The sequence below is a fragment of the Synechococcus sp. BS56D genome, from assembly GCF_004332405.1.
Classification (GTDB): Bacteria; Cyanobacteriota; Cyanobacteriia; order PCC-6307; family Cyanobiaceae; genus Synechococcus_C.
The window spans coordinates 245,239-271,213 of record NZ_PHQU01000005.1; the positions used below are offsets into that span (position 1 = coordinate 245,239).

22 protein-coding genes and 1 pseudogene are annotated in these 25,975 nt (G+C 62.5%); 12 read left to right on the forward strand and 11 right to left on the reverse strand.

The genetic code is table 11. From position 1 onward, the window contains the following. Positions 1 to 18: 18 nt before the first annotated feature. From CWE17_RS09275 to CWE17_RS09310, 8 genes are read left to right on the forward strand one after another with little or no spacing between them, the layout of a single operon-like run. Positions 19 to 4,371: a translocation/assembly module TamB domain-containing protein gene (locus CWE17_RS09275; RefSeq protein WP_240789349.1), complete on the forward strand. Its 4,353-nt coding sequence runs from the start codon at positions 19 to 21 to the stop codon at positions 4,369 to 4,371. 29 nt (positions 4,372 to 4,400) lie between these two features. After that, positions 4,401 to 5,318: an ROK family protein gene (locus CWE17_RS09280; RefSeq protein ID WP_131456460.1), complete on the forward strand. Its 918-nt coding sequence runs from the start codon at positions 4,401 to 4,403 to the stop codon at positions 5,316 to 5,318. Positions 5,319 to 5,343: 25 nt separating this feature from the next. Further along, the gene (locus CWE17_RS09285) at positions 5,344 to 6,657 is read left to right on the forward strand and encodes a glutamate-5-semialdehyde dehydrogenase (RefSeq protein ID WP_370318297.1); all 1,314 of its coding nucleotides are present in this window, start codon (positions 5,344 to 5,346) and stop codon (positions 6,655 to 6,657) included. Next, positions 6,654 to 7,040, forward strand: coding sequence for a dihydroneopterin aldolase (folB, locus tag CWE17_RS09290; protein WP_131456462.1), 387 nt, complete (start codon positions 6,654 to 6,656; stop codon positions 7,038 to 7,040). The genes CWE17_RS09285 and folB overlap by 4 nt, the downstream gene beginning before the upstream one ends. Then, positions 7,040 to 7,633: a triacylglycerol lipase gene (locus tag CWE17_RS09295; RefSeq protein ID WP_131456464.1), complete on the forward strand. Its 594-nt coding sequence runs from the start codon at positions 7,040 to 7,042 to the stop codon at positions 7,631 to 7,633. Before folB ends, CWE17_RS09295 begins: the two co-directional genes overlap by 1 nt. A gap of 53 nt (positions 7,634 to 7,686) precedes the next feature. Further along, positions 7,687 to 8,382, forward strand: coding sequence for a DUF6629 family protein (locus tag CWE17_RS09300; RefSeq protein ID WP_131456466.1), 696 nt, complete (start codon positions 7,687 to 7,689; stop codon positions 8,380 to 8,382). A 7-nt stretch (positions 8,383 to 8,389) separates the two neighbouring features. Beyond that, the gene (locus CWE17_RS09305; protein ID WP_240789350.1) at positions 8,390 to 8,926 is read left to right on the forward strand and encodes a hypothetical protein; all 537 of its coding nucleotides are present in this window, start codon (positions 8,390 to 8,392) and stop codon (positions 8,924 to 8,926) included. After that, on the forward strand, positions 8,923 to 10,011 hold the full coding sequence (locus tag CWE17_RS09310) for an alpha/beta hydrolase (RefSeq protein ID WP_131456468.1): 1,089 nt from the start codon (positions 8,923 to 8,925) through the stop codon (positions 10,009 to 10,011). Before CWE17_RS09305 ends, CWE17_RS09310 begins: the two co-directional genes overlap by 4 nt. 7 nt (positions 10,012 to 10,018) lie before the next feature. Here the strand turns inward: CWE17_RS09310 and CWE17_RS09315 are convergent, their stop codons facing one another. From CWE17_RS09315 to thrS, 7 genes are all read right to left on the reverse strand, one after another. Further along, complete coding sequence (locus tag CWE17_RS09315; protein WP_131456470.1) at positions 10,019 to 11,509, reverse strand: arginine repressor; 1,491 nt, start codon at positions 11,507 to 11,509, stop codon at positions 10,019 to 10,021. After that, complete coding sequence (locus CWE17_RS09320) at positions 11,502 to 13,628, reverse strand: M3 family metallopeptidase (RefSeq protein WP_131456472.1); 2,127 nt, start codon at positions 13,626 to 13,628, stop codon at positions 11,502 to 11,504. Before CWE17_RS09320 ends, CWE17_RS09315 begins: the two co-directional genes overlap by 8 nt. Before the next feature lie 4 nt (positions 13,629 to 13,632). Then, complete coding sequence (locus CWE17_RS09325; RefSeq protein WP_131456481.1) at positions 13,633 to 15,204, reverse strand: NAD(P)H-quinone oxidoreductase subunit 4; 1,572 nt, start codon at positions 15,202 to 15,204, stop codon at positions 13,633 to 13,635. A 56-nt stretch (positions 15,205 to 15,260) separates the two neighbouring features. Then, the gene (gene thrB / locus CWE17_RS09330) at positions 15,261 to 16,208 is read right to left on the reverse strand and encodes a homoserine kinase (protein WP_131456483.1); all 948 of its coding nucleotides are present in this window, start codon (positions 16,206 to 16,208) and stop codon (positions 15,261 to 15,263) included. Positions 16,209 to 16,239: 31 nt separating this feature from the next. Further along, entirely contained in the window at positions 16,240 to 17,289 is a 1,050-nt protein-coding gene (locus tag CWE17_RS09335; protein ID WP_131456485.1) for a glucokinase, read from the reverse strand. Positions 17,290 to 17,358: 69 nt separating this feature from the next. After that, positions 17,359 to 17,757 (reverse strand): DUF1824 family protein, encoded by a 399-nt coding sequence (locus CWE17_RS09340; protein WP_131456487.1) that lies wholly within the window; start codon positions 17,755 to 17,757, stop codon positions 17,359 to 17,361. Continuing rightward, a complete protein-coding gene (gene thrS, locus CWE17_RS09345) occupies positions 17,754 to 19,607 on the reverse strand; it encodes a threonine--tRNA ligase (protein WP_131456489.1) in 1,854 nt (617 codons plus the stop codon). Before thrS ends, CWE17_RS09340 begins: the two co-directional genes overlap by 4 nt. A 24-nt stretch (positions 19,608 to 19,631) precedes the next feature. Between thrS and CWE17_RS09350 the strand changes: the two genes are divergently transcribed. Beyond that, a complete protein-coding gene (locus tag CWE17_RS09350) occupies positions 19,632 to 19,937 on the forward strand; it encodes a DUF2605 family protein (protein WP_131456491.1) in 306 nt (101 codons plus the stop codon). Then, positions 19,934 to 20,323 carry a DUF2752 domain-containing protein gene (locus tag CWE17_RS09355; protein ID WP_131456493.1) on the forward strand — a complete coding sequence of 130 codons (390 nt, stop codon included), beginning with the start codon at positions 19,934 to 19,936 and terminating at the stop codon, positions 20,321 to 20,323. The genes CWE17_RS09350 and CWE17_RS09355 overlap by 4 nt, the downstream gene beginning before the upstream one ends. Positions 20,324 to 20,330: 7 nt before the next feature. Here CWE17_RS09355 and CWE17_RS09360 read toward each other — a convergent pair whose 3' ends face one another. The 4 genes from CWE17_RS09360 to CWE17_RS09375 all read right to left on the reverse strand — a co-directional run bounded on the left by CWE17_RS09360 (position 20,331) and on the right by CWE17_RS09375 (position 23,920). Continuing rightward, a complete protein-coding gene (locus CWE17_RS09360; protein WP_240789351.1) occupies positions 20,331 to 20,987 on the reverse strand; it encodes a glycoside hydrolase family 104 protein in 657 nt (218 codons plus the stop codon). A gap of 259 nt (positions 20,988 to 21,246) precedes the next feature. Further along, positions 21,247 to 22,260: a tryptophan--tRNA ligase gene (gene trpS, locus CWE17_RS09365; RefSeq protein WP_131456495.1), complete on the reverse strand. Its 1,014-nt coding sequence runs from the start codon at positions 22,258 to 22,260 to the stop codon at positions 21,247 to 21,249. Between the two features lie 3 nt (positions 22,261 to 22,263). After that, positions 22,264 to 22,926 (reverse strand): hypothetical protein, encoded by a 663-nt coding sequence (locus tag CWE17_RS09370; protein WP_131456497.1) that lies wholly within the window; start codon positions 22,924 to 22,926, stop codon positions 22,264 to 22,266. A gap of 88 nt (positions 22,927 to 23,014) precedes the next feature. Beyond that, the gene (locus tag CWE17_RS09375) at positions 23,015 to 23,920 is read right to left on the reverse strand and encodes a cation diffusion facilitator family transporter (RefSeq protein WP_131456499.1); all 906 of its coding nucleotides are present in this window, start codon (positions 23,918 to 23,920) and stop codon (positions 23,015 to 23,017) included. Between the two features lie 149 nt (positions 23,921 to 24,069). Here CWE17_RS09375 and CWE17_RS09380 point away from each other — a divergent pair, with 149 nt between their 5' ends. Together CWE17_RS09380 and CWE17_RS09385 are read left to right on the forward strand one after the other, a co-directional pair. Next, positions 24,070 to 25,431, forward strand: coding sequence for a YcjF family protein (locus CWE17_RS09380; protein ID WP_131456501.1), 1,362 nt, complete (start codon positions 24,070 to 24,072; stop codon positions 25,429 to 25,431). 207 nt (positions 25,432 to 25,638) lie between these two features. Next, positions 25,639 to 25,975 (forward strand): annotated as a pseudogene (locus CWE17_RS09385) (photosystem II q(b) protein); the annotation flags it as partial.

Genomic DNA, 25,975 nt, shown 5'->3' on the forward strand with positions numbered 1-25,975 from the left:
TGGTGTCTGCGGGGTGGCTTGCTGCTCCTTGCGGGGGGTGGCCTTACCTGGATTGCGCTCGACCGGATCGCTGCTGAAGTATTTGACCGGGTCAAGCCCGGATTGGAAGCCCAGCTCTCCAAGCCCCTGGGACATCCATTACGCATTGGTGCTTACAAGGGTTTAAGGCCATGGGGCTTGGCGATTGGTCCTTCAGAGGTCCTGCCGGGACCTAAGGATCAATCTCGGGCTTCGCTCACGTCCCTCACCGTTCAGATCGACCCTCTGGCCAGCCTGCGTCGCTGGCGTCCGGTGGCCACCCTCAGTTTGCGGGGAGCGAGGGTGGAGCTCAGGCGGAATGCCCAGGGGGTCTATTGGGTGCCTGGTCCCTCCACCGGCGGGGCGCCACCAAAATTGGACCTCAAGGTTCGTTTGCTCGATCCGGCGCGCTTGGCGGTTCAACCCGCTGGTCTTGTGCTTCGGGCCTCGGGGAGGGGCACGGTGCATCTGGCAGAAAGCTGGGCCGACTTGGCCCTTGGTGTCACCCTTCCAGACCAGGGCAGGGTCTCCCTTAAAGGACGCGGGCGCTGGGTGAACCCCGAATTTGATCTGCAGACTCGGCTGGAGCGGGTTCGACTGGCACCCTTCGAGGGGGTGCTGCCCCCTGGTTTGCCGCTGCGTCTCCGCGGACAACTGGGGGCTGATCTGCGTTTGAGCTGGCGCCAGGGCAGGGCCGGTTGTCAGGGAGGCCTGACGTTGGTGGACTTTGAGGTGCAGGGCAAGCCCCTTCCCGAACCCCTGCGTAATCCGCAGTGGCGCCTCACCTGTCGAGGTCAGCGGTTGTTCTTGCCCAACAGCGAGTGGCGTTACGGCAGCTATCGCGCCCGTCTGGCCGGCCGCGTCGATCTGAACCGTTCGTTTGACCTCAGCGCGAGCCTGAGGGAACCGGGGCATGACCGCAACCTCAAGGCCAGGCTCAATGGGCCTTGGCGTCAGCCCCGTCTTCAGCTTGCTGGCCGCTGGGCACTCCCTGAAAGTGTTCCGTTGGCCGATGCTCTCGATCTGACCCTTGCCCTCAGTGCTGACTGGCGTCAGGTCAAGGCACCCACGGCTCGGCTGGAGCGTCTGGCCGTCCAGGGCCCAGGTGTGGCCGTTCGTCTGAACGGTGCTCTCTATCCCCGGTTGGCGATCCGTAGTCAGCAGCTGCAGCTGGCTGGTGAGGCCTGGAAACAGCTCCCGCTGGTCCCAGAACTGCTTGGTACCCAAGCCCCCCTCAACGGTTCGTTGGCCCTCACAGGTGCCACGCAAAGCCCGGCCCTTTCGCTTCAGCTGGAGCAGGCCCGCAATCCACTGTTGGAGCGTTGGTCGCTTCAGGCCGACTGGAGTGCTGCCCGATCAGCGCTGCAGCTGCGTGATTTCCAGAGCCCGTTGCTTCAGGCCCAAGCGACGCTGCCCCTGGCTCTTGGCCGTGGTGGCCTCAAGTTGGGGACCCTGGCAGCCCAGTTGCGCCTCGATGCCTTCCCTCTCGCCAGGGTCGGTCCAATCCTGGGCACGCCCATGGACGGCAGCCTCTCGGCTTTTGGTGAGGTCCATGGCCCCCTGACGGCGCTCCAGCCCAATCTCCAGCTCAGGCTTGAGGATCCCAGGGCCGGCACGCTGCGACTGCTGGAAACTTGGCAAGGGCGGTTTGAGGGTGTGTCCGGTGGCGGCGGACGTCTGCGCATGGCCTCGGTTGGGTCTGTCCTCCCTGGCAGCTTGGAAGCAACCCTCGGTCGCAATTGGTTGCCACGTCGGGTGCTGCTGACCCGACGCAACGGCGAGCTGGTGCTAGACGGCACCCCGGCTGCCTATCGCTGGCAGGCCAGGGGCCTGAGCCTGGATGGCCTGGAACTGGCCTTGCCTCCTAAAGGACGCTTTGAAGGGCTCTACGGCCGCTTGGATGGCCAGGGCAGTCTTGGTCTCCAGCCATTGGCGATGGCCGGTGATCTCACCCTCCGCTACCCGGGCTTGATGGGCCTGCAGTTGCGACAGGCCCGTCTGCAGCTCCAGTACGACAACAGGAATTACCTGGTCAGCGGCGAGCTGCTTCCGCCCGATAGCGGTCAGATGTTGCTCAAGGCCAAGGGACGACTCGGGGGTGGGCTGGCTGCCGAGCTGCAGGCACGGGGACTCAGCATGCGTTGGCTCACGGCCGGGGCCCTCAGCCTTCCTCAGCTCAACGAGGACTTACCCCCCGCCCGTGGGCGGGCCAGTGATCTCGGCACCCTCTTGGTGAACACCTTCGGAGGTTCTCTCGATGGTCAGCTGCGTGCGCTCCGCGAGAGTCGCGAGACTCTGCAGCAACAGGAACAGGCTCGCCGGAACGACAGCTCCTTTCATCCCGAGGATCTGCGTGGTCAGGTGGATGCCGTGATCCAACTGCAAGGCCAAAGTCTTGCGAAGCTCGACCTGGATCTCAAGGCTCGTGGGCACCTCTGGGTTGAGGGCGATGACCAGGATCGGGCTCTGCAAATCAAGCCCTTCGTTGCGACGATCCAGGGGCCGTTGCAGACCGGTGAAGGCAGCTTTTCTCTTGATCACTTGCCCTTCAGCCTGCTGGCCTTGGTGGCGCCGGTGCCCCCCGCTTTGCAGGGCGCCCTCGGACTGAAAGGCCGTTACCGCCTTGGACAAGGCTTGCCGGAGCTCAGCACCAACCTTGAGCTTGAGGATGCCAAGGTTGGTCGCTATGCCCTCAACCTTGAGCGTGGCCAGGTGATCTTGGCGGCTGAGGGCCTTCGCCTTGACCTGGCCCTGCGCAGCACTGGTGCTGAGGAAGCGGTGACCGTGACCGGCCAGGTGCCGCTCGCACCCGATCAACCCCTCGATGTGCGCGTGGTGAGCCGTGGCGATGCCCTGCGTTTCCTCACGGGATTCACCGATGACCAGATCGCTTGGACAGCTGGGGATTCCAATTTGCGCCTTCTGCTCAGCGGCAGCTTGTCTGCGCCCCAGGCGAATGGCTTCCTGCTGGTGAATCAGGGCCGCTTCACGTTGCAGAAGCAGGTGATCAGTGATCTGAACACCGAAATCGTTTTTGATTTCAACCGGCTGGAAGTGCAATCGCTGAAGGCGCGAATCGGTGCCCAGGGTCAGTTGCTTGGGCAAGGGGCCCTGGCCCTGTTCTCTCCTTCGCCTGAGCCCAAGCCCCTGACGCTCTCCCTTCAGAAGGCCCGAATCCAGTTGCCGATCGCCGATGTGGCCGTGGCGGCTGATCTGAAGGTGAGCGGGGCCCTGATCCAACCCCAACTCTCCGGTGATCTCACGGTTGATGACGGCGTCGTTAAACCGGCTCGCTCGATGTTCGTGAAGCCTGTTGGTGCCGACCTCGGAGCGGTCGTCAGCGTCGGCCCGCCGGTCTCGGCCGACACCCTGCTGGAGGAGAACTGGAACTTCCAGAAGCCTCTGGTGCTTCTCGGTCCCGACGTCGAGGCCAGCAGCAGTCGTTCGCTCAGGGCCGCTCTGCCCAGCATTCCTGCCGTGAGCTTTGCCAACTTCCGTCTTCGACTCGGTCCCAAGCTGCGGGTCACGGTGGAGCCTGTCGCCAGTTTCAGTACCGCGGGTCTGCTCACCCTCAATGGTGCCCTGGACCCCAGCCTTCAGCTTCGCGGGGTGGTGCAACTCCTCTCCGGGCGCGTCTCGCTGTTCACCACCACCTTCAATCTCGATCGACGCTCCCCGAACGTTGCGGTGTTTACCCCGTCGCTCGGTCTGATCCCCTACGTGGATGTTGCTCTGAACAGCCGGGTCTCCGACAGCATCAGTGTTGGAACTGGCAGCAATGCGGTATCCACCAATGTCTTCGATACCAATGGCGCCGGGGCCTTGGGGGCCGGTGGTCAGCTGCGTTTGGTGAAGGTGATGCTGACCGCATCAGGCCCGGCCGATCGGCTCGCCGATTCGATCGATCTGCGCAGTTCGCCACCGATGCCGAAGACCCAGCTGCTCGGTCTGATCGGTGGCAATTCACTGGCCGGACTCTCGGGGGCTGGCGGTGGTGCTGCCCTGGCCGCCGTTCTGGGTCAGTCCTTGCTGTCGCCAGTGATCGGATCGCTCACCGATGCCTTCAGTCAGCGTCTGCAGTTCGCCCTCTACCCCACCTATGTCACCCCCGAGGTGCAGGACAACCAGGAGCGGATCTCTGGTCGTGTTCCCCCCCAGCTGGCCGTCGTTACCGATTTGGGAGTCGACATCACCGATCGCTTCAACTTCTCGGTGCTGGCAGCTCCCAATCGCAACGACATCCCTCCCCAGGGCACACTGTCGTATCAGATCAATCCCAACATGAGTCTCTCCGGCTCGGTCGACAGTCAGGGCACCTGGCAAAGCCAGATGCAGCTGTTTTTCCGTTTCTGAGGAGCTGTTCTGCAATGGGGGGGCAGACCATGAACGGCGACCAGGTGATCGGCATCGATCTGGGCGGTACGGGGATCAAGCTCGCCCGTTTTGATCGCAGTGGGCAACGTCTAGCCGAACAGCGCATCGCCACTCCTCAGCCCGCAGTGCCCGGTGCAGTGTGCATGGCCTTGTGCGAAGCCATCGAGCAGCTTGATCCTGATCACTTGGCGGGGGTGGTGGGGATCGGGCTGCCCGGACCGATGGATGCTGCAGCCCGGGTCGCTCGCGTGTGTATCAACTTGCCTGGATGGCTCGATGTGCCTTTGGCCGATTGGCTGGAGCCCCGACTACAGCGGCGTGTCACCTTGGCCAACGATGGGAATTGCGCCCTTGTGGGCGAGGCCTGGCTGGGGGCGGCCCGGGGGTGCAGTGATGTGGTGCTCCTAACCCTGGGGACAGGAGTCGGTGGTGGTGTGATGCTGAACGGCTCCCTCTTCACTGGTCACCACGGGGCTGCGGCAGAACCGGGGTTGATCGGTCTCAATCCCGATGGCCCCCCCTGCAACAGCGGCAATCGGGGATCGCTGGAGCAGTACGCCAGCATTGCGGCGCTGCGACGGCTCTGGGACGGGGACCCAGAGGAGCTGAACCATCTGGCCAACGCTGGAGATTCTGAGGCCATGGCGGTCTGGGCGCGTTATGGACGCACGCTCGGCGTAGGGATCAGTTCGCTGGTTTACCTCTTCACTCCCCAACGGGTGCTGTTGGGCGGCGGCCTGGCGGCCGCGGCGGTGCATTTCTTGCCGGCCGTTCGTGCCGAGGTGGAGACCAGGGTCCAGGCCGTGAGCAGAGAGGGTTTGGAGATCCTGGCTTGTCAGCTGGGCAATGGTGCAGGCCGCTTGGGGGCGGCCCGGTTGGCGATCGATCGCTTGCTGGGCAAGGACGCTTCCCTCCAGACGGGATGATGCACAGCAGCATCTGTTCGCGATCATGACCACAGTGGCTGTGCCCGAACCCAGCGCCGACCTGCTGAGGCTGGCCACGGGCGTGCGTCAGGCGTCCACGCTCCTCGGTCAGACCGAGGACCATCAGCGCCAGGATGCCTTGGCCTCGATGGCCAACGCCCTCGAACGGCATGCCGATCGGATCGTTGCTGCCAACCGGGAGGATCTGGAGCAGGCCTCGGCCGAGGGGCTGGCTCCCGCCCTGATGGCTCGTCTCAAGCTTGATTCAGGCAAGCTGACAGGGGCGATTGAAGGCGTGCGTCAGGTGGCCGGTCTCCCGGACCCACTCGGGGTGCGTCAACTTCATCGCGAGCTCGACGATGGCCTGGTGCTGGAGAGGGTCAGCGTGCCCCTTGGCGTGCTTGGGGTGATCTTCGAAGCGCGTCCTGATGCGGTGATTCAGATCGCGTCTCTGGCCATCCGTTCCGGCAATGGGGCGATCCTCAAGGGGGGCAGTGAAGCCAACCGCACCAACCGTGCTGTGATCGAAGCCCTGAAGGATGGCCTCGTCACCAGCGCTGTCTCGGAGGATGCCCTCGCTCTGCTCACCACCCGTCAGGAGAGCCTGGCGCTTCTCAGGCTCGATGGCCTGGTGGATCTGATCATTCCCCGCGGCAGCAATGAGCTGGTTCGTTTCATTCAAGACAACACGCGTATTCCCGTCCTGGGCCATGCCGATGGCGTCTGCCATCTGTACGTCGATGCTCAGGTGGACATGACTCAGGCACTGCGCATTGCGATCGACAGCAAGACGCAGTACCCCGCCGCCTGCAATGCGATCGAGACGCTGTTGGTCCATCAAGACAGCGCCCCGGCCTTCCTTGCCGAGGCGATCCCAGCCTTCCGCACTGCAGGGGTGCGCCTACTCGGTGATGCCCGTAGCCAGGCTCTCGGCGTCGAAGACGCCGCCAGCGAGGACGACTGGGGCCGTGAATACCTTGACCTGATTCTGGCGGTGAAGGTGGTCAGCGATCTGGAGGAAGCTCTGGAGCACATCCGTCGTTATGGCTCCAGGCACACTGAAGCGATTGCGAGCACGGATACGGCGACAGCCGAACGGTTCCTGCGGGCTGTCGACAGTGCTGGGGTGTATCACAACTGTTCGACTCGATTCGCCGACGGCTTCCGCTATGGCTTTGGGGCCGAGGTGGGCATCAGCACCCAGACCCTGCCACCGCGTGGACCGGTAGGGCTCGAGGGGTTGGTGACTTACCGCTACCGCTTGCGCGGTGATGGCCACATCGCCGCTGATTTCGCTGAAGGCCGTCGTTGCTTCAGCCATCGCGATCTGGCTGCGTGAACGACGCCATTCACATCCAGGATCTGCGCGTCTGGGCGCATGTCGGAGTGTTGGAGCAGGAGCGTCTCCATGGTCAGTGGTTCAGCCTCGATCTCACCCTGCTTGTTGATCTTCACCGGGCAGCCAGCTCTGACAATCTTGCGGCCACCGCCGATTACAGCCTGGCGGTGAAGGCTGTGCAGGAGCTGGCCACCCGTCTCCGCTGTCAGACGATTGAGCATTTCAGCGAGCAGGTGTTCGAGCAGCTGGAAGCGCTCTATGGCCTGCTGCCCATGCGCGTGATCTTGCGCAAGTGCAAGGCACCGATTCCGGGATTTGCCGGTACCGTTGCCGTGGAACGTCACCGGCGCTGGCCGGAGTTCGCGGAGCGCGTCGGTAGCTGATGGAGCGCAGACCACTGGTTCTGGTGCACGGGCTTTGGGATACCCCTCATCTTTTTCATCGGTTGGTGGGGCAGCTGGATCGTGCGCATGTTCCACTGCTGGTTCCCCACCTCCCCCATCGGTTGGGGGCGGTGCCTCTGCGCACCCTTGCCTCCCATCTTGATCAGCACATTCAGGCCCATTGGGGATCCGAGCAGCCCATCGACATCCTTGGTTTCTCCATGGGGGGGATCATCAGCCGCATCTGGTTGCAGGAGCTGGGCGGCGCCAGCCGAAGCCGGCGTTTCATCAGTGTCGGTAGTCCCCAACGGGGAACACTGACGGCCCAGTGGATTCCTCGCTGGCTGTTCGCTGGTCTGGCTGACATGAAGCGCGGCAGTGCTCTGTTGCGTCAGCTCAACGCCGACAGCTCCGCCCTCGCCTCTCTCTCCTGCACCAGCTTTTACTGCCGCTGGGATGCAATGGTGTTTCCAGGTTGGCAGGCGGTGTTACCCCTGGGGGCTAGCCATGCGGTGCCGGTGTTCACCCATCAACAGCTGATGGCGCACCCCTTAGCGCTGTCGATGCTGATGCATACCATTCTTGGCGATTAAGTGACAGACAATGCTGCCGTTGGCAGCATTGATGCATCAACGCCAATCTGCTGATGTGTTTTTCCGCGTCCGCCAGTTTCACCGCCTCGGCGGTATTGATGCCCCTCGGTCTCTACTCGCACCATCTCGCAGACCGTGCGGAACGCCCCGGCTATAAACCCTTGGCGCTTGTTCCCTTCTTCTTCGGAGTGCAGCAGTTCATCGAAGGCCTGGAGTGGACCGGTATTGATCAAGGCAATGTGGAGCCGTTGACCTCGCTGGCTGGGCTTGGTTTTCTCTTCTTTGCCTATTGCTTCTGGATGATCTGGATCCCCTGGAGCGCCTGGTCGATCAGTCGCAGCACAGATTCCAAGGCCCTGCAGCATCGGCTCAAGTGGGTGGCGATCGTGGCCACCGTTTTGGGCATCGCTTTTTATCTTCCCGTGTTGTTCAATCCACCCGCCCTTCAGCCTGCGGTGCATAGCAACGGTCGATTGCTTTACGACGTCTCCAACCTCCAGAGCATCGTTCACAATTTTGTGAACACCGAACCCGTGGGTGAACTGGTCTATTGGGGATTCATCGTGTTGCCACTACTGGCGGTCAGTGACCGGGCTGTGAAATTGTTCGGTGTTCTCATTTTTATCTCGATATTCCTGACCTGGCTGACCTACAGCGCCACCTTCAATTCGGTTTGGTGTTTCTACTGCGCCGTGCTCTCGATTGTGGTGATCTGGATCGTCAATAGGCCTGAGATGCGCCGCGCCTGAGGCCGCAATGTCTGGCCTGACCTCGGCCCTTGATTCCATGGCCAGCACCCTGCTGGCCATGGATGCGGGAATCGGTCTTCTTGTGGCTGTTGGCATCTCCATGTCGGCCTCCCACCTCTTTGCCCTGCTGGCCAACCGACTGAGCCCTCGGCAAATCGCCTTTCACATGCTGATCGATGCCCTTGTTTTGAGCCTGGCGCTCACCCTGGGGATCCTTTGCCACAGCCTGATGCTGCTGCTCATCGAGGGGGTTCCTCCACAGCCGATCGCCCTGGCGAACCGGATGCTGGCAGCTCTTTGGCCAGGATTGTTCTACGTCCTGGTGGCGGCCCCCTACGTCAGCGATCTGATTGCGGTGAGCCTGCTGGGTTGGATGCATCTCAATGTGCTCCTGCTGCTCCAGGCGCGCTACGGCGTTCCTCTGGCAGAAGGGCTGCTGGTGAGTGCTCCCGGATTCAGCCTTGCTCTTGTGCTGATTGCCCTGCTGTTCGCCCAGCGCTGGCGGGCCAGCTACAACACCCTGGCGAAGGAGGTGGGTGGATGACGATCGGCGGTGAGGCGATTCAGCACCAACGCCATCAGCTTCGCCTGTTGCGTCGTGCCGTGGCCTTGCTGCTGTGCATGGCCATCGTGATTGCAGCCCTAGGGGTCACAGCCATCCGCCGCGATGCAGAAGCCCTGCTTCATCAGGATGTCTTGAGCGAACTGCTCCTCTGGGGGGCGGTGCTGGTGGTGGTGGTAGTGGCTTTGGTGGGGACCTATTCAGTGATGGCCGATTTCCTCTTCTGGGAGGGGTGGCTCAATGGTTTGCCCAATCCCGCTCACTTGTTCGCTGCTCCTACCGCGGATGATCGAGGGCACCGCCACTATCTCGTCTATCTCGATGGCATTCATCAAAGTGAGGAGTGTCATCCACCTCGGGTGAGCGAATTTCTCGAGACTCTTGAGGAGGCAATCGAAGCGGATGCCCTTCTGGTGAAAGGGATTGAGGCTTACACGATCATGCCGGTGGGTCTACGGGCCACGGCCTACGCCCGTTGGTTCTGGGAGCGGCTTTTTGCACTGCAGGAACACCACCCCAATGGCTTCGTGCGCTTTTTGAGTGCGTTCTGCGTCCAGGCGAACAATGTGATCAAGGTCGGCATTTCCTCCGATCGTCGGTACGGCCCCGTGATGAATTACGAGCTCGCCTTGAAGATTGCTCGTCGTCTCGAGGCCATTGGCTTCCATCCCAGCCGGGCTGCAAGGGTGGTGTTGGTGGGATATAGCGGAGGCGGTGAGATGGCCATTGGCACCGCCGCGATGCTTCAGAAGCTCTGCCATGTTCCCGTGCAGGTGATCACGGTCTGTGGTGTTTTCAGCGGGAATGGCGATCTCTCCAGCGTTGATCACGTGGCGATGGTGGTTGGTAGCCGGGATCCGGTGGCTGCCCTTGGACGGCTGGCCTATCCAGGCCGTCTTCCTCTGCTGCCACTCTCCAACTGGAATCGCTGGCAGCGCACACGTTCGTTGCATCGCATCAGCATCGAGGGCATGAACCACAATGGTGCGTCCGGTCCGTTCAGCGTTGCCTACCGAGCCAAGGTGGTGCGAGAGATCGTGCGAGAGCTGGAGCTCACCTCTGCCTGAGGATTGTCTACATCAATTCGCCATTGAGCCGCCGAACGCTCAGGAAGGGGCTGTGACGGGGCTGGCAGCGAATGAGCCGTGCTTCGGCTCGAATGCAGGCTTCACCCTGAACGCTCAGGTCCTGGGGCAGTTGCTCGAGGGCCTGGCGATAGCGCGAAACGACATCCTCCTGGTCTCCCGGCTGTCCGGGGCGTAGGCCGGCGTCGAGCAGCTTTTCAAGTTGAAGTCCGAGTCGTTCCCGCCACAGCCCTCCAAGGGTGAGGGGAAAGAGATTGCTGCGCCCCGTCATCGCCTGTTCGAGGAGCGCGGTGGAGTCAATGCAGAATCCAAGGGCTCCATAACCGCCGAAGCGGAGGTGGCCGTCCGAGGCTGTGCTGTTGTGCACCGCTGCCATCAGATCACAGAGATCAAGGGCCAGGCCAAGTTGATCGTCTTCAAACGCCTCCCCCGGGTAGGCAACGGTGCCGTTTTGACGATCGTTTTGCCACGGCCGCTCTAGATCATTGAGGGGCGCCCAGCCATTCAGCCCCTCAGTGCCCTGGTAGTACTGCATCAGCACCGGAGCCTCCCCCTCCGGTGGTTGCAGCTCCAGTTCGAGGCTGCAATGGGGGAGTAACGATTCGATCTCGAGGCCGTGGCGCATCAGCCCGGTTCGGTAGGGCACGGCCAGGGGGATTTGCTGCCAAACGCCGCTCTCCGAGGGGCAACTGGCACCGAGTCCGAAGCTGGCCACACTGGCCCGGATGCGGCCGCGGCAGTGCCATCCATGCTGCTGGAGCCAAGCCACCAGCTGTCGCGGTCGATCCATACCCTCGAACTGGTAGGGCTCGGACGCGGCACCGGAGCGGCTGGGTAAGCCGTTGGCACCAAGAGCATTGAAGACCTGCGCCATCACCCGGTTGGCTGAGCGGCAGTGACCGTTCTGCAGGGCTTGAAGGCCATGGTTCCGCCAGACCAGGCCCGCACCCAGGGATCCGAGACTTTGCTCAGGGAGGGGACCCGCGAGGGACTCAGCCCCAGAGTTTCGATCCCCTTCATCCAATTGTCTGGCTAGGTCCTGCCATCCCTGAAGGGATTGCGGTAGGGGCAGCGGCACGCCGGCCGGCGTGCTGATGTCACGGGCGCACCAGCGATCGAGCCCATCTAGACGGGAATCGTGCTCCTGGGGGTGCGGAATCAGATGTTGCAGATCATCGGCGAGGGCCCCCAGCAGCAGCGGACTCACCAGTCCCTGCTCGAGTAGGGAGCCAATTCCCCGCAGGCGCTCGGGCAGGGCAGCCGGGGCAAGGCGCCAGCCACGGGGAAGCATCGCCAGCAGTGGCACCAGACGGCGCTGATGCAGACCTTTGAGAAGCTCCCCGAGAAACGCATCGCGGCGGATGCCCTGCCGCAACCAGCTGGTCTCGAGCGCGGTACTGAGGCTGATCAGAGGTGCCTGATCAGTCCGGTCCTCGGCCAGCTCACCCCAGTGCTCCGAGATGGAGAGGGGTTCAGGCATGGCTCGTCACCAGGCCGGAGTGGCGAATCAGGGCGTCCGTGCTTGCCGCTCTGCCCCGGAACGCCTCGAACACAGCAGAGGGCGAGAGGCTGCCGCCGAGGCTCAAGACGGTGTTGCGAAAGCGCTCTCCAGTTGCCTGCACAGCGTCTTCGAGATCGAGACCTGCATCTTCAAAGGCAGCGAAGGCATCGGCACTGAGCACTTCCGCCCATTTATAGGAGTAGTAACCAGCCGAATAGCCACCGGCGAAGATGTGGCTGAAGGCGCAGAGGAAGTGATCATCCGCAATCGGAGAGATCACGGTGGTGGTTTCTGCAATCTGCCGTCGCATCTGGTCGGGGCTCAGTCCCAGCTCCGGTGTCCAGAGACTGTGAAGCCGCAGATCGCTGAGGGCGAAATGCACTTGGCGCAGGGTGGCGAAACCTGCCATGAAGGTGCGGCTCTGCTTCAGCTTCTCAAAGTCCTCTTCTGGCAGGGGTTCTCCGGTTTGCCAATGCCGTGCCATTCCCATCAAGGTGCTGCGGTCGAGGCACCAGTTCTCCATGAACTGGCTGGGCAGTTCCACTGCATCCCACTCCACATTGTTGATGCCCGCCGCCTGTGGATGCTCCACGGTGGTGAGCATGTGCTGGAGCCCGTGGCCGAACTCGTGGAAGAGGGTTTCGACCTCTTCGAAGCTCATCAGACTTGGAGTGTCGCCGTTGGGGGGGGTCTGGTTGCAGATCAGATAGGCCACCGGCAGGATCCAGCCACCCTCTCCATCGGGCTGGCGGCTGAGGCATTCATCCATCCAGGCACCGCCCCGCTTGCTGCCGGGCCTGCTGTAGGGATCGAGATAGAAGGCTGCCAAAGGCGTTCCGTCCTGTTCTGCAACCCTGAAGAAGCGCACATCCGGGTGCCAGATCGGCGCTTCACCGTCAGCGGCGCTGATCCGGATGCGGAAGAGGCGTTCGCAGAGTTCGAATAGACCCTCGAGCACCTGCGGCAGTGGGAACCAGGGGCGCAGAGCCTCCTGGTTCAGGTCGAAGCGCTCTTGTCGCAGTTTTTCTGACCAGTAGCCCACATCCCAGGGTTCCAGAGACTCCGCCTCAGGCGCACCATGGTGAAGGGCGCAGGCTTGCAGGTCGTCAAGTTCCCGCAGGGCTGCTGGGTAGGCGGCCGCACGCAGTTCCTCCAGCAGTCCCTCCACGGCATCCACGTCCTCGGCCATTTTTCCGGCGAGGCTGAGTTCCGCCCAGTGCCTGTAGCCGAGCCGGATCGCCTGCTCACGGCGGAGACTGAGGATTTCCTCGATCAGAGGGGTGTTATCAAGCTCTCCCTGGCTCGCGCGGCTGACATGGGCTCTGTAGAGGGTTTCGCGCAGCTGTCGATTGTCTGCATGGGTCAACACCGGAAGGAAGCGCGGCATGTCGAGTCCCAGGCGCCAAGGGCCCCGTTCTCCGTTGGCTTCGCTCCCGTCAGCGTGGAGGTCTCCTGCCTCCTTGGCCGCAGCGGCCAGGATGTCGAGGGCGCGCTGGGGAAGGCCGGCTAGGCGTTCCCGCTCGTGCACAACCAGGCTCCAGCCCTGGGTGGCATCAAGCACGTGATTGCTGAATTGGGTGGAGAGTTCCGCCAGCCGTTCGCTGGTGGAGTTGAACGCCTGCTGCCGTTCCCCACTCAGGCCCACACCCCGCTGCTGCATGGAGAGCAGTTCGGCTTGGAGAATGCGTTGCTGGGCAGGATCGAGTGGCTGGGCTGCGTTCGCCTGGAGCGCTTCGAGGGCACGGTGCAGCACCTTGCTCTGGCCGAGGCGATTGCTGAAGCGCACCACATCCGCCTGCTGGGAGGCATGGGCTTCCCGTAGTTCGGGGGTGTTGCAGACGGCGTTGAGATGGGTGACCACCCCCCAGCTCCAGCGAAGTTGTTCGCCGATCGCGTGCAGTGGCGGCATCACCGCGGCCCAAGGGAGTGGATCGGAGCCGTTCAGTTGCTTCTCCAGAGTGGCCTCTAGGTCGGCAAAGCTCTTGGTCAGCTGCTCCAGTAGGGCCGGGATCGACTCCCGAACCTGATCAGCGGAGACGGCTTCGTAGTTGGGAAGTCCCTGGCCCGCGAGCAGGGCAGGTTCGCGGGTCTCTTGCATGGGGTCAGCCGAGGGGGAGCCAGTTGCTCAGTGCAATCAGGCTATGGCTGGAGAGGGTTTCCGCGAGGGCATCGGTGGAGGCTTCGTAGACGTCCATGGCGACCCGTGGCCAGATGCCGATGGTGAGTGTTGGCACCAGCAGGGTGAGACCGATGACCAATTCACGGGGATTCATGTCGTCCACGAAGGCCAGGGCCGGGATGCGTGGGCCGAAGAAGACCCGCCGGCAGAGGGAGAGCAGATAGATCGGGGTCAGCACGAGACCGATGGCGGCGATCACGATGGTGATGACCCGGAACAGGGTTGTGAACTGCTCCTGGCTGGTGATGCCAAGAAAGATGGTGATTTCGCTGATGAAGCCACTCATCCCCGGGAGAGCCAGGGAGGCAAGGGAGCTGGCAAGGAAGAAGGCAAACGTGATCGGCAACACCTTGGCCAGACCACCCATGTTGGGGATCGACAACGTCTTGGTGCGCTCGTAGAAGCTGCCAGTGACGAAGAACATGGCGGCGGCGATCAGGCCATGGCTGATCATCTGCAGCATCGCGCCGCTGAGGCTGAGTGCATCCACAGCGCCGATGCCCAGCAACACGAAGCCCATATGACTCACCGAGCTGCAGGCAATTCGTCGTTTGACGTTGTCCTGAGCGAAAGCGTTGAGAGCGCCGTAGATGATATTGACAATCCCGAGGATGATCAGGGCTGGCGCCAGCACCAGGTGGGCCTCAGGCAGCATCTGAACGTTGAAGCGAAGCAGGGCATAACCGCCCATCTTCAGCAACACGCCGGCTAAGAGCATCGAGACCGGTGCATTGGCTTCTCCATGGGCGTCGGGTAGCCAGGTGTGTAAGGGGAACATCGGCAGTTTCACTCCGAAGCCCACCAAGAAGCCCAAGTAACAGAGCAGGCCAAAGCTGCCGCCAGGGGAGCGTTGGGCGAGTTCGCTCAGGTTGAGGGTGAAGCTGTCGCCGGAGAGGGCAAGGGCGAGGCCGCTGATCAGGATCAGCAGAGAGGCCAGGGCCGTGTAAAGGATGAATTTGGTGGCGGCGTACTGGCGGTTCTGGCCCCCCCAGATCGCAATCAACAGATAGACGGGGACCAGCTCCAGTTCCCAGGCTAGGAAGAACAGCAGGAAGTCTTGGGACAGGAACACCAGCGCCTGGGCTGAGGCCTGCACCAAGAGAAGGCCGAAGTAAAGCTTGGCTTTGTGCTGAACCTTCCAGCTTGCAGCCACCGAGAGCATGGTGACCAGGCCGCTGAGCACCACCAGAGGCATGGAGAGGCCGTCAGCTCCGAGAGACCACTCAAGACCGATCACTGGCAGCCAGCTGACTCGCTCCACCAGTTGCAGTCCGCCATCGAGGCGATCGAACAGGCGGCTGAACACGGCCACCATCAAAACGAAATCCACGGCCAGCACCGTCAAGGCGAGGTTGCGGGGCCAGGGGGAGGGATTGCTGTCATCCCCTGGCAGCAGGGGCATGACCAGTGCTGTGACCGCCGGCAACAGGACGATCAGGGACAGCCAGGGAAACGCCGTTTGGGACGCAACCGACAGGGGCAGGTTGACGTCCATGGCGACTGAAAGATTGTGATTGAACTTATCAGCCCCAGGGGTGCTGTTGAGTAGATCTACTCAGGTTCCTTGGCCTGCCAGTGGCTTCCTGTGGTCTGGAGGCTCAGGAGCGGGGCACGGCTGGCCACCCCCTCCGCTTCCCACGCCTTCACCATGGCCTGGCTGACCGCAGGGCCCACTTCTTCCGAACAGAGGGCCAGGATGCTGGGGCCGGCTCCGCTGATGGCACAGCCCCAGGCTCCGGCCTTGATGGCCGCTTGTCGCACTTCTTGGCCGCCTTTGATCAGTCGCCAGCGGTAGGGCTCGTGCAGCCGGTCGTGCATGCCATCGGAAATCAGATCGCCGTTGCCCGTGCGCAAACCCTGCAGCAACAGCGTTAGGGCTCCCAGATTCACCACGGCATCGCCAACAGGGATCGTCTTGGGCATCGCCCGTCGTGCCTCGCTGGTGCTCAGCCGAATCGCCGGAATGGCCACCACGGCCTTCACCGACGCGAGCCACTCGCAGCGCACCACACGCCAGCGTTGGGAGGCAGCCTTCGCGGTCATGCACAGGCCCCCCAAGAGGGAAGGAACCACATTGTCGGGATGGCCTTCAATGTCGATGGCCAGCTCCAGAAGTTTTTCCCGGCTCAGGGGTTCTCCAACTAGGGCATTGGCGCCCACCAGTCCCGCAACAATGGCCGTGGCGCTGCTCCCGAGGCCTCGCGCCGGTGGTACAGCAAGTCTGACTCGTGCCTCCAGGGCAACCGGATCCTCCCCTGCGGCCTTCCAGACCCGCTGGGCGGCGCGATACACGAGGTTCTCGGGCCCACCGCGAAGGTGACTGCCCTCCTGGCCTTCGATGATCAGTTCAAAGCGCTCCCCGTCGCCTTCGATTCGGCGCATGGTGAAGCGGTTGTTGAGGTCAAGGGCGGCCCCCAGGCAGTCGAACCCAGGTCCGATGTTGGCTGTGGTGGCCGGTACGTCCACCACCACCGTTTGGCCGATGCGCGGCTGCACCATCCCTACTGTCCTATTGAAGCCAGTGTCTCACTTAAGCGTCCAGGGCCCGCGCTCGGCAGGCGGCGCTAAACAGTCCTGCCTTCGGGTCGATGACGGCCCGAATGGTCAGGCTCTCCAGGAACGGCTGAAACCGTCCCTTGCGACGAAGGGGGGCGAGGAAGTGCTGAGACCGGAGGCCAGCGAGGTTTTTTTCCGCGGTGCCACCGCCGACCCAAAGCCCGCCGCTGCACAGTTCCTGCAGGGCTAGATCTCCCGCAGCGGACCCATAGGCCCCGAGCCAGAGCTCCAGGGCGGCCTGGGCAAGAGGGTCGCCAGTTGCTGCAGCCTTGCCGGTGTGGGCAGGTAGATCCTGATGTCCGGGCTGTTCGGCAGGAATTGTGCGCCAGGCTCTGGCGATCCTGTGAAGGGGATGCTCGCGTTGCTCTTGTTGCAGAAGCCAGTGCATGACATGTCCCAGACCTGTGCCACTCACGATGCGTTCGATCGAAAGACGATCAATGCCGAGGTCCGCCATGAGCCAGCGGCTGAGGGCCCATTCCTGCTCCGTGCGTGGAGCAAATTCCCGATGTCCTCCCTCGCTGGCCAGGGCAATCCAGCCCTGGGGGCCGGGGATGCCCCTGGCCATGCCAAGGCCTGTGCCTGCCCCAAGGATTGCCACGCTGCCGCCATGGGCCCCTGGCTCGTTCAACCCGTCTTGTCCGGGTTGCAGCACCACCTGCTGACTGTCGCTGAAGTGGGGGAGGCCATGGATCAGCACGGCGAAATCATTCACCAGCTCCAGCCGCTCCAGCCCTGTGGCGGCACAGAGCGAGGCTTCGCTCATCTCCCAGGGAAGGTTGGTCAGCTTGGCCTGACCGTTCTGTACGGGACCGGCCACGGCGATACAGCTGGTCGCAGGCCGTTCCAGCTCTGACGGCAGCCCCTCAAGAAAGTGAGTGAGCATGGCCTCAAGGGAGATCCACTCTGCCGATGCGTAGCGCTGCCCTTCCAGGGCCTGAAGCTGACCATCAACGCTGGTGAACAGCGAGAGCAGGGTCTTGGTGCCTCCGAGATCACCGGCCAGATAGGTTCTCGGCGCCATTGCTCCGGATGGATCTCTTTGTCCTAAGGCTGATCAGCTTGGGGGCAATCGGCAAGTCTCGGAGCTGAATCAGGTGGTGAACAGATCAAGGGGGAAGGGGCCCCAGGTGGGGCCTGCCGCGCCCTGCTCCTGCTGATGACCGCTGATCAAGATCCCCTCTCCAAGCCCCTGTTCAGCTCGGATTCGGACCATGCCGCTGGACTGATTGGCCTTAAGAAAGACGCCGTCCTCGGCCTTGCATTCGCCTTCAAGACGCATCGGTTCCCAGCCGCAGTCTGTCTCAAGCTGGCGCAGGCTGCGGAGAGCCTCGTCGGCGCTGGCCGCCATCACGCCCACGGTGAACCAGGAGTAGGCGCCCATCTCCCGGGCTAGTTCTGCTCTCAGAACGCTGGTTTGTTCAGCACTGAGGCTGGGCGCACTGCGCAGCGGGGTCAGATCACTGATGCGTTGGATGTGGGACTCGTTCATGAGCTAGGCAGCGTCAGGGAGGTGTGACGGTTTTGATTGGCTTGCCTTGCTGCCTCAATCAGCGCGTCGCGATCCACAACGCCAAGGTCACCATCCCGTCGACTGCGCAGACTCACGGCTCCCTGCTCGGCCTCCTTGGCTCCAATCACCGCGAGAAGGGGGATTTTCATCTGTTCACCACTGCGGATCAACTTGCCGAGTCGATCACCACTGCGGTCAACTGTGGCCCGAATTCCAGCGGCTGTGAGCTGCTCCAGCAGCTGTTTGGCGGAGGGCTGCACCTCATCGGTGACAGGCAGCAGGCGCACCTGCTCAGGAGCTAGCCAGAAGGGGTAATCACCGGCGTAGTTCTCGGTCATGATCCCGAAGAACCGTTCCAACGAACCAAAGATCGCCCGGTGAATCATGATCGGGCGCTGTTTGCTGCCATCGGCGGCGATGTAGTCGAGCTTGAAGCGTTCCGGCAGGTTGAAATCGAGCTGGATCGTCGAGCATTGCCACATCCGGCCGATCGCATCCTCGATCTTCAGATCGATCTTGGGGCCGTAAAACGCGCCACCGCCTTCATCGATCTTGTAATTCCATCCCTTGCGCTCCAGGGCCTCCACCAGTCCTTTGGTGGCCAGCTCCCAGACGGCATCATCACCGATCGATTTCTCTGGGCGTGTGGAGAGGTTGATCTCGTAGTGACGGAAATCAAACGTGGAGAGGATCCGCTCGGTGAGATCCAGGATGCGCAGGATTTCATCGCTGATCTGATCGGGCAGGCAGAACACGTGGGCATCGTCCTGGGTAAAGCCACGCACGCGCATCAGGCCATGCATCACCCCGGGACGCTCGTAGCGATACACCGTGCCCAATTCAGCCCAGCGGATTGGTAGTTCGCGATAGCTGCGCAGCTTGCTGGCATAGGTGAGCACATGGAACGGGCAGTTCATCGGTTTGAGCTGGTATTCCCGTTCATCCACCTCCATGGGGCCGAACATGCTCTCGCTGTAGAAGTCGAGATGGCCTGAGGTCTTCCAGAGGCTGATGTCGGCGACATGGGGGGTGTAGAGGAGCTCGTAGCCGCCTTCAAAATGGGCCTGACGCCAGAAGTCTTCGATCAGCAGGCGCATGCGGGCACCACGCGGATGCCAGAAGACAAGGCCAGCACCTGCTTCATCTTCGATCGAAAAAAGATCGAGATCCTTACCAAGGCGGCGGTGATCCCGGCGCAGGGCTTCTTCCTTGCGGCGTTGGTGTTCAGCCAGTTGCTCCGGAGTTTCCCAGGCGGTGCCGTAGATCCTTTGGAGTTGAGCATTCTTCTCGTCACCCCGCCAATAGGCACCGGCAACGCTCTCTAGGGCAAAGGCCTTGGGGTTGAGTTCACTGGTGTTGGCGACATGGGGACCGGCGCAGAGGTCCCACCATTGATCTCCGAGGGTGTAGAGGGTGATCGGTTCCTGCAGTCCCGCGAGGATCTCGAGTTTGTAGGGCTCGTTTTGAGCCTTGATTTTCGTTTCGGCCTCCTGGCGACTCACCTCGATCCGCTCGAGGGGAAGCTTCCGATTGATGATCTTGATCATCTCCTTTCGGATCGCCTTGAGGTCAGCCTCGGTGAAGGGATCGGGGCTGTCGAAGTCGTAATAGAAGCCACTTTCCGTCCAGGGCCCGATCGTCACCTGTGTTTTGGGGAAGAGGCTCTGCACCGCCATCGCCATGACATGGCTCATGGAGTGGCGGATCCTGAGCAGCTGCTCGCTTTCACTGGTTTTGGGAAGCACCACCATCTCTTTGTTGGGGTGCTCCGCCTGGGCAGGAGCGGTTACTGCAGCGCTGCTCACCAGTTCATGCACGACAGACGCCATCCTATGGGCGTGTGATTCAGCGCCATGGACCCGGAAGCCGACGCCCTGCTGGAGAGCCTCCTCGACTCTTTGCTCAAGGATTTCAGCCACTGGTTTCAGCGGGGTGAGGAGCTGCTTGCGGTCTGCCCCGATCTCGTCATGGCGCCGGAGGAGCGGGCTGTGATGGCAGCCCGGATCGAGGAGGGGCGCAAGGCGATTGCAGCAACCCGGGCCCTGGTGGATGCCTCGCCAACGGCCATGGCTGTCTCGATGGAGGCCATGGCTCCCTGGCATCAGCTGGTGATGGATGTTTGGGCCCTGGCGGCGCGCATTTCCCAGGCGGCACGATGACCCTGCCCCGACGCCCCAAGGCTGGTCTGGTGGCGATCGCTCTGCTGATGTTGCTGAGCCTGCGCGCTCAAGGTCTGCCTCTGCTCTTGCCCGGTTGCCCCTGGCGCGCCCTGACCGGTGTTCCCTGCCCTACATGCTTTTTGACCCGATCAGCCCTGGCCACGCTCCAGGGCGATCTGGGAGAGGCCCTGGAGTTGCATCTCTTTGGCCCTCCCTTGGTATTGAGCCTGGGCTGGCTTGGCTGGTGGCAGGGGCTTCTGGGTCGGCCCCTGCGCTTTGGGCGGCGCGGCTGGCAGGCAGCGGCTGCCGTGGCGGCGGCGCTGTTGATCTACTGGCTGATGCGGCTGTTCCGCTGGAGGCTGGCCGGAGTGCCCTTGCCGGGCTGAGCAGGCCTTAGGCCCCTTGGCGGATCTCCCGGAGATTGTTCGAGTAGAAGCGGGCCAGTTCCGCCTGACTCTTCACCGGCTGGCCATAGGCGCTGGTGCCGGCGTAGGTGGGGAAGGAGGCCCATTCGGGGGCCAGGCGATGCATGGCGCTTGGCGTCAGGCCGCGGCGATCCACCTCCTCCAGAGCACCACGACGCTCCACGAGGCGCAGGGCTGCCTGGTCCTGATGTTGGGGTTCGAAGCTTGGCAGCTTCAACTCACGGGCGACCTGGCGCCAGGTCGCGGGTAAAAACTGATAGGCGCCGGCTGCTGCACTCGCGTAACGCTTCACCACCAACCGCTCCGGGTGACGGGAGAGATCGCGGAAGAGGCTGCCGCCATAGAGCACGCGGTAACCCAGATCACGACCGTCCTTCCAGGTGCCTTCCGCATAACGGATCGTGTTGAGCAGGGCCCTGCGCTCGGGAGTGATCCGGTAGGGGCGGGCTGCCAGCAATTCCTGAACCTGCTCTGTCTTGGTCAGGCCTGTCTGGATCGCATCGTCTTGCTGGAGGCGCTCGTTGGATCGCTCAGCGTGCAGCCCTTGGCCGAAGGGCAGAAGCAGAACGCTGACGGCTCCAATGGCAACAAGGGTTTTGCGATTGAAAGCAGGAACTGAAGGCAAACCGGCGGTTCAAGGGCTCATCACCTTGCAGCGGAGTAAGGGGCCGTGGCGAGAGAGCGACGACCGCCCTTGACGAGAGGCTCGTGATGTGCCTAGCAAAGACGCGTCTGCGAATGAGACACGTGAGACGCGTGTGAGGAGGGCGGTCTTTTCCCTGGGCAGTGGTTTTGGCTCGCCCAAGTTCTCAGGAAGGCTTAAGGATTAGGAAAACTTTTTTAATCTCAATCGATTGATCAGCTTGGCTTGGTGCCGTGGTCGTTCAGTGTCTTGCCAGGAAGCCAAGTCCCTTGCGCACCCGCTCAACCGTGGCTTGTGCCACTGCTTCTGCCTGTTGTTGTCCTTGGTTGAGGACCCGTTCGAGCTCGCTCCGCTCATTCATGAGCTCCCTGTAGCGAGCCTGGATCGGTTCGAGGGCGGCCACGGTGGCATCAGCCAGTAATGGCTTGAACTGGCCCCAACCCATCGAGGCGCATTCGCTGGCAACCGCATCTCGGCCCTTACCGCTGAGGATGGCGTAGAGCCCGAGAAGATTGTCGGTCTCCGGTCGATCCGGATGGTCGAACTCCAGACCCATCTGGGGATCAGTTTTGGCGCGCTTGATCTTCTTCGTGATGAGATCAGGGGGGTCGAGAAGCGTGATGCGACTGCCTTCATTGGGGTCGCTTTTGCTCATCTTGCTGCGCCCATCGGTGAGGCTCATCACGCGGGCCCCCTCTTTCAGGATCAAAGGCTTGGGCACCTTGAGCAGTGGTGCGTCCTCGGAGCCAAAGCGGGCATTGATGCGTTGCTGGGCGATATCGCGGGCCAATTCCAGGTGTTGTTTCTGGTCTTCACCCACCGGCACCAGATCTGCGTCATAGAGAAGGATGTCGGCGGCCATGAGCACCGGATAGTCGAGGAGTCCGACCGAAACGTTGTCTCCCTGCTTGAGAGCCTTCTCCTTGAACTGGATCATTCGCTCCAGCCAGTTGAGCGGTGTGACGCAGTTCAGCAGCCAGCAAAGCTCTGAATGGGCGGCCACGTGGCTCTGCACAAACACCGTGCTGCGCGCTGGATCAATCCCGCAGGCCAGATAAAGGGCCGCTGTTGTCAGGGTGTCATCGGCAAGACGGGCCGGGTCATGCGGCACGGTGATCGCATGCAAATCGACCACGCACACGAAGGTGTCGTGGTCGTTCTGCAGATCAACCCAGTTGCGGATGGCACCCAGCCAGTTGCCCAGATGAAGGGCTCCGGTGGGCTGGACCCCGGAGAGAACCCGCGACCGGACCATGAATCAGGCCTCTTCTGTCTTGGCGGCCAGATCGGTGTCAACCTCTGGCTGGCTTGCTGACTCCTGGACCTGGCTGTCAGTGGCGTCCACTGCCTGCTCAGGCTCGGGCTGGGCTTCGGGCTCCGGTGTGGGCTCCGGTGCGGGCGGCTGGGGCTTGGCTGGGCGGGCAAAAGGGTCGGGCCGTGAACCACGACCGCCCTCATTGCGACCCTCGCCTCGCCGGCCTTCTCCGCGACCACCTTCGCGGCGACCACCTTCACCACGGCCACCTTCCCCACGGAATCCGCCCCGCGGTGTCTGGGAGCGCTGTTGCTGCACGAGGGCATCCAACTCGCCATCCTCCAGCATCTGGCCAAGGGTGCGCACCGCAAAACCGAGAACGGCCACGGTGGAGCGGAGGTTGAAGGCCTCCTGAAGAGCACGGGTGGCTCGCATTTCGTTGTCGCTCAAGCGGATGCGGAATCCGCCACCTTCACGTCCGCCGCCCTGGGGACGGCCTGCGCCTCTGCGGAAGCCTCCACGAGCGCCTCCTTCTTGGCCAGGACCCCCATGACCGCCGGATTCATGTCCAGCAGCTTCATGCCCAGCGGCTTCATGCCCAGCAGCCGTGCCGCCGGCTTCACCCGCTCCCCCGAAGGCCTGGGGATCACCGTAGGAATCAGTCATGGCCCATGGCCTTGCAATCAGGCGCAAGTGTGACGCATGACAGGGGGCTTGTCGGTGTTCGGGCGCGCCGCCCTGACGACCGGCCACTTCAACCGTGGGTCCCGCGGAAGGTGATGGTCTGTTCGGCGTAATCCCTCGGCTCTAGATGAATCGTGCAACGCACAGGTCCGAAGCGGGTCTCGAGTCGTTCCTCCACTAGTTCGGTGATGCGGTGGGCGGTGGGCAGATCATCAGCATCCACAACCATGTGCATATCAATAAAGACGCGTTGGCCGAGAACACCTCTGCTGGCGATGTCATGGCAGTTGAGCACCCCTGGCACGGCCATCGCCTGTTCGTGAATCGCCTCCGGTGCGATGGCGATGTGATCGACCAGCCAGGGCAGGTTGGCGCGCAGCACCTGCCAGCAGACCCTGAGCAACAGGAGGACCAGGGGCACGGCGAGAGCCACATCCAGCCAGCTGATTCCCAGCAACCAGGCCCCACTGAGGCCCACCAGCACGATCACCGTCGTCCAGATATCGCTCATGGTGTGGCGGGCATCTGCGAGCAGGAGCTGGCTCTGGAGTCGACGCCCCTGACGGCGCTCGTAGATGGCCAGTCCCACATTGCAGAGGAGGACCACGAGCAGCAGCAGCAGTTCCGGGCCGTTGATTCGCAACGGGGTCAGACCCTGCAGCAGTCGTTCCCCTGCGGTGATGAGGATCTCTAGGGCCGTGAACAAAATGAACCCAGCGATCGCCAGCGCTCCGACTGCTTCATATTTCTCGTGGCCGTAGGGATGGTCGCGATCCGGGTGGGGATCCGAAAGCCCGTTGGTGAGCAACCCCATGAGGCTGGAGAGTGCATCGGTGGCGCTGTGCATGGCATCGGCCACCACCGCCAGGGAGCCGCTGACTAGTCCCAGAACCAGTTTCAGGCCGGTCATGCTGAGGTTGATGACCAGGGCCACCATCAGCACCCTTTTCACCTCATTGCGACGATCAGTGACCATCTCTAGGGGTTGCCTTTTGTCCCAAGGTATGGATCCCTTCCGGCTCCGTCTTTGGGTTGGGGTCGGATTCCGCGCTGCCCGTTGTGGCGCTGCGCTGGTGCCCTGCAATGGAGTGAGCTAGGAAGGCCGGGACGTCTGGGCACTCCCGCATGCTTCCGGTGCCGTTCCTCGGTTCTTTGAGTCCGTCGCCGGCCCTGACGGGCCGGCTGCTGATGGCCGGTGGCACGTTGCTGCTGGGGCAATGGGTGTGTGCCGATGTTCTTCATCTTCCAGGAGGCGGCCTCGGTTTGCTGGCGGCCGGCGCTGGTGTTTGGTGGTTGAGTCGCCCTGCGGCTCAAGCGAGTTTCAAGGCTCCGACGACGCTGCCTGCTTGGGTGAGTCAATGCCGTCAAGTGCTTGACCAGTTCGATCAGCTCGAGACTCAGCTCGGTGTCGAAGCATTGCGTGCGCCGCGGGAACAGCAGCTGGAGGCCGTTCTGAACCACTCAGGACCATTGGCCCTTGCTGTCGTGGCTTCGGAGGGGGTCGAGCTGCCTCCCTCAGCCTGGTTCGAGACGGCGTTGTCGGGTGCCAGCAGTCTGAGTCTCTCGATGGCCAAGCCGCTGTCCACGGCAGCGGAATCCTGGGGGCTGCCAGAGGTGCTGAAGCAACAGGACGCGCTGCTTTTTCTGCTGCCTCTGCCCCTGAGGGCATCGGATTTCTTACGCCTCGACGACATTCCTGTCGATCAGCCCGCCTGGTTGCTGGTCCAGGGGGGACTCCTGGAGCAGGCCCCTGGCGATGGCGTTGATGTTGGTCGCCGTGCCCTCATGGCCCAGTTGCCCGAGCGCTGGCACGATCGCCTCCTCCTCTGGGATGGGTCCAGCCAGGGGCTGAGGCCGCTCCTGCAACCGATTCATCGCTTGCTTCGTCAGCCCCAGCGATCCCTCGACAACACCCGTCAACGCCTGCTGGCGTCCTTGCATCGCAGTTGGCAGGGCGAGTTGGAGCAACTACGGCGGGAGCGCTTCCGAGCTTTGTTGCAGCGCAGTCAGTGGCTGGTGGCCGGTGCGGTGGTTGCCTCCCCGCTACCGAGCACGGACCTGGTGGTCGTTGCTGTTGGCAATGGGCTGATGCTTCGCGAGATGGCTCAAATCTGGAACTGCCCATGGCGAGCGGAGGTGCTGCAGGTGGCGGCTCGACATCTCGGCGGGGCTGCGCTTGCCCAGGGCGTCGTCGAGTGGAGTGGTCAAGCCCTGCTGGGGCTGGCGAAATTGGATGGCGGCAGCTGGTTGGCGGCTGGTGCTCTCCAGGCTCTCAGCGCCGCTTATCTCACCCGAGTGGTCGGCGCATCGATGGCCGATTGGATGGCGATGAATGCAGGCGTTGCGGAGCCAGATCTTGAGCGCCTCAAGCAGCAGGCACCGCTGCTTGTGGCCAAGGCGGCGGAACGGGAACGTCTCGATTGGAGCGGTTTTCTGCAGCAGGCACGGGAATGGGCCCAGAGCGGCCCGTCCCTGCGCCCGGGTTAATCCCGATCAGCACACACACCACTTGCTCAAAACTTCATGAAGCGTTCATGAAGTGGTTCATGAAGTTGCTTGTTTGAGTGACTCGAGATGTTTGATTTTCGGGAAAAACGGTGACCTTTCCATACTCTTAAGTCCTGCCCTATGTCTCTACTGCCGCGTTTCCGCTGCTGGAGTGGCTCGGGCTGACCCGTTCTCATCTTTTGTCCCATGGCTACTGCAATTCGCAGCGGTCGTCTCAGCAACTGGGAAAACTTCTGTCAGTGGGTCACCGACACCAACAACCGCATTTATGTGGGTTGGTTCGGTGTGCTGATGATTCCTTGCCTGCTGTCGGCAACCATCTGCTTCATCATCGCCTTCATCGCCGCTCCTGCGGTCGATATTGATGGCATCCGTGAGCCCGTCGCCGGCTCCCTGATCTATGGCAACAACATCATCTCCGGTGCTGTTGTGCCTTCCTCTAATGCCATCGGCCTGCACTTCTATCCGATCTGGGAAGCTGCCTCCCTCGATGAGTGGCTCTACAACGGCGGTCCTTACCAGC

Bases quoted from the DNA above. Each gene is read 5' to 3' on its own strand.
- CWE17_RS09280 (WP_131456460.1), top strand. From the start codon at position 4,401: ATGAACGGCGACCAGGTGATCGGCATCGATCTGGGCGGTACGGGGATC.
- CWE17_RS09285 (WP_370318297.1), top strand. From the start codon at position 5,344: ATGACCACAGTGGCTGTGCCCGAACCCAGCGCCGACCTGCTGAGGCTG.
- CWE17_RS09295 (WP_131456464.1), top strand. From the start codon at position 7,040: ATGGAGCGCAGACCACTGGTTCTGGTGCACGGGCTTTGGGATACCCCT.
- CWE17_RS09300 (WP_131456466.1), top strand. From the start codon at position 7,687: ATGTGTTTTTCCGCGTCCGCCAGTTTCACCGCCTCGGCGGTATTGATG.
- CWE17_RS09305 (WP_240789350.1), top strand. From the start codon at position 8,390: ATGTCTGGCCTGACCTCGGCCCTTGATTCCATGGCCAGCACCCTGCTG.
- CWE17_RS09310 (WP_131456468.1), top strand. From the start codon at position 8,923: ATGACGATCGGCGGTGAGGCGATTCAGCACCAACGCCATCAGCTTCGC.
- CWE17_RS09315 (WP_131456470.1), bottom strand. From the start codon at position 11,509: ATGCCTGAACCCCTCTCCATCTCGGAGCACTGGGGTGAGCTGGCCGAG.
- CWE17_RS09320 (WP_131456472.1), bottom strand. From the start codon at position 13,628: ATGCAAGAGACCCGCGAACCTGCCCTGCTCGCGGGCCAGGGACTTCCC.
- CWE17_RS09325 (WP_131456481.1), bottom strand. From the start codon at position 15,204: ATGGACGTCAACCTGCCCCTGTCGGTTGCGTCCCAAACGGCGTTTCCC.
- thrB (WP_131456483.1), bottom strand. From the start codon at position 16,208: ATGGTGCAGCCGCGCATCGGCCAAACGGTGGTGGTGGACGTACCGGCC.
- CWE17_RS09335 (WP_131456485.1), bottom strand. From the start codon at position 17,289: ATGGCGCCGAGAACCTATCTGGCCGGTGATCTCGGAGGCACCAAGACC.
- CWE17_RS09340 (WP_131456487.1), bottom strand. From the start codon at position 17,757: ATGAACGAGTCCCACATCCAACGCATCAGTGATCTGACCCCGCTGCGC.
- thrS (WP_131456489.1), bottom strand. From the start codon at position 19,607: ATGGCGTCTGTCGTGCATGAACTGGTGAGCAGCGCTGCAGTAACCGCT.
- CWE17_RS09350 (WP_131456491.1), top strand. From the start codon at position 19,632: ATGGACCCGGAAGCCGACGCCCTGCTGGAGAGCCTCCTCGACTCTTTG.
- CWE17_RS09355 (WP_131456493.1), top strand. From the start codon at position 19,934: ATGACCCTGCCCCGACGCCCCAAGGCTGGTCTGGTGGCGATCGCTCTG.
- trpS (WP_131456495.1), bottom strand. From the start codon at position 22,260: ATGGTCCGGTCGCGGGTTCTCTCCGGGGTCCAGCCCACCGGAGCCCTT.
- CWE17_RS09370 (WP_131456497.1), bottom strand. From the start codon at position 22,926: ATGACTGATTCCTACGGTGATCCCCAGGCCTTCGGGGGAGCGGGTGAA.
- CWE17_RS09375 (WP_131456499.1), bottom strand. From the start codon at position 23,920: ATGGTCACTGATCGTCGCAATGAGGTGAAAAGGGTGCTGATGGTGGCC.
- CWE17_RS09380 (WP_131456501.1), top strand. From the start codon at position 24,070: ATGCTTCCGGTGCCGTTCCTCGGTTCTTTGAGTCCGTCGCCGGCCCTG.